This is a genomic window from Amycolatopsis rhizosphaerae (assembly GCF_007713715.1).
Classification (GTDB): Bacteria; Actinomycetota; Actinomycetes; order Mycobacteriales; family Pseudonocardiaceae; genus Amycolatopsis_E; species Amycolatopsis_E rhizosphaerae.
The window spans coordinates 1-2,346 of record NZ_VJWX01000738.1; the positions used below are offsets into that span (position 1 = coordinate 1).

At 71.6% G+C, this 2,346-nt stretch carries 2 protein-coding genes and 1 other RNA gene; 1 reads left to right on the forward strand and 2 read right to left on the reverse strand.

The genetic code is table 11. The annotated features are described in order from the left end of the window. Positions 1 to 346: 346 nt before the first annotated feature. Complete coding sequence (locus tag FNH05_RS36230) at positions 347 to 1,225, reverse strand: SCO6745 family protein (RefSeq protein ID WP_144593349.1); 879 nt, start codon at positions 1,223 to 1,225, stop codon at positions 347 to 349. Between the two features lie 43 nt (positions 1,226 to 1,268). Further along, positions 1,269 to 1,659: RNase P RNA component class A (gene rnpB, locus FNH05_RS36235), an RNA gene on the reverse strand. A 70-nt stretch (positions 1,660 to 1,729) separates the two neighbouring features. On the opposite strand from rnpB, the gene FNH05_RS36240 reads away from it, so the two are divergent. Next, the coding region (locus tag FNH05_RS36240; RefSeq protein ID WP_425458528.1) for an SLC13 family permease at positions 1,730 to 2,346 on the forward strand (617 nt) is incomplete at its 3' end.

Genomic DNA, 2,346 nt, shown 5'->3' on the forward strand with positions numbered 1-2,346 from the left:
GCTGGAGGTTGTCCGGTCTGGTCTAGATCATCATGGCGTCACGAGCGGTAACGGTCAAAGCGCTCTCCGTCGAAGGTAAACCATTCACACCAGGCACAGTACGGCCACTCTCCCTGAAGTCGTCGCCCTCCATCATCGTTGCAAGGCCGCCCAGGGTTAACCCCGTCCACCCGTATTTCGTAGTGGGCGGACGAACTCACCCGCTCGCGGGCCCGGGTGCTCACTCTCGGTGGGCATCCGTGGCCGACGCGGACAAGTGTGGCATGACCCGTTCGGCGGCGGGCGTTCCACCCGATGATGATCAAAGCGGGGAAAGCGCCACGCGAAACCGCTTTCCCCAGGGTCACTACTGGCCGGACGACTTCCCCGCCGCGAACAGGCCGCCGGGGAAGGCCCCCGCCGCGGTCACCTTCCTGGCCAGATCGCGACCGATGTCGTGCAGACGAGCCGCCTCGTCCGCGCCGAGGTGCGTCCAGGGCGCCACGGCCGCGGCATTGGTCTGGTCCTCGATCCGTTCCCGCAGCCCCCGGCCCTGTTCGGTGAGTGCACCCGTCTCGTCGAGCAGGCCGGCGGCGCGCAACCGGTCCGCCGCGGCGTCCCACTGCTCGTCCGACCAGCCGCGCAGGCCCTTGGCCGCGTCGGCCAGAAAGCCCTTCCCGGTCGCGGTGTGGGTGATCAGGGCGGAGAGCCCGTCGAGCCCGTTGACGATCAGGGCGGCGATATGCCCGTCGCCGCGGTACTCGCGCAGGAGGGTGATGGCATGCCACAGCACCAGGTGCGGTTCCTCGGGCCACTCGAGATCGGCGTGCCCCGCGTACAGGGGCCGCCCGTCCGGGCGGCAGGCGGTGGTGGCCTCGCGGGCGAGTTCGGCGGCCTCGGCCACCGCGGGCGTGGCGACCTCGTCGCCGAGCAGCCGGCGCAACGCCGCGTCGACGGCCTCGAGACGGGCGGCCAGGATCCGCTCGGGGGTGGCCAGCGTCCAGGCGCGGGGGATGAGCCGGGCGACCAGTTCGGGATTGAAGTTGTAGAACGTGGCGGACACCACACCCGCGCCCACCGCGCCCATCGGCGCGGACCGGCTGGCGAAGTAACCCATGCGGCCCGGCCGGAGCCCGGCGGCGGTGAAGCGCTCCTCCGCCTCGGGGGCGAAGTAGACCAGCGAGTGGATCGGGTCGAGTACTCGGTGACACCGGAAGGCGAGGGCGCGGGCTTCGTCGCTAGGCACGCGCAGAAGCTATCGCGCGCGGACGCGCGGGGAAAGATGTCGGCGGACGAGTTGGCGTGTAAGCCGGATTCTGTACCGCGCCACCTCTCGGCGTCGCGGTGGCGACCATCCATCTAGGCCTGCCGTCGCCGGCAGGCTCGAGCAGCCTACCCGCAGGCATCGGGCGGGCCGCCCTCGATCGCCTGCGCAGACACCCTGGGGTGTCCTCTTGGCCTTGCTCCGGGTGGGGTTTACCGAGCCATCCCGGTCACCCGGGATGCTGGTGGTCTCTTACACCACCGTTTCACCCTTACCCCGGCCGGAAGCCGGGGCGGTCTGTTTTCTGTGGCACTGTCCCGCGGGTCGCCCCGGGTTGCCGTTGACAACCACCCTGCCCTGTGGAGTCCGGACTTTCCTCGAAGGCTGTGCACCCTCGCGGCCGCCCGGCCAACTCGTCCGCACCTCCAGATTAGCCGCCCCACTCCGCCCGGCCGCCGCCGGAGTCTCCGCCGGTAGCGTGAAGGCGTGGCGGCGGCGGGAAGTCTGGGGCTGCTCCTCGCCGTGCTCGCCTTCGCGATGCTGCGGCCCCGGGGCCTGCCGGAAGCGGTGCTCGCGGTCCCGGCGGCCTGCGTCGCGCTGCTGGCGGGCTGGGTGCCGCCCGCCGCGGCGGCACACCAGATCGTCACGATCGGGCCCACCCTGGGCTTCCTGTCCGCGATCCTGCTGGTGGCCTACCTCGCCGATCTCGACGGCGTGTTCGCCTGGCTGGGCGCCCACCTCGCCGCGGCCTGCCGGGGGCGCCCGCGACGCCTGCTGGTCCTGACCTTCGCCGTGGCCTCGGGCACCACGGCGGTGCTCAGCCTCGACGCGACCGTGGTGCTGCTCACCCCGGTCGTGCTGGCCACCACCCGCCGGCTGGAGCTGCCGCCGCGGCCCCACGTCTACGCCTGCGCCCACCTGGCCAACTCGGCCTCGACGCTGCTGCCGGTGTCGAACCTGACGAACCTGCTGGCGTTTTCCGCGACCGGGCTGAGTTTCACCGGGTTCACCGCGGTGATGGCGCTGCCCTGGCTGGTCGCGATCGGCCTCGAACTCGCCGTGTTCCTCCGGTTCTTCGGCGCGGAACTGGCGCCACCCGCCAC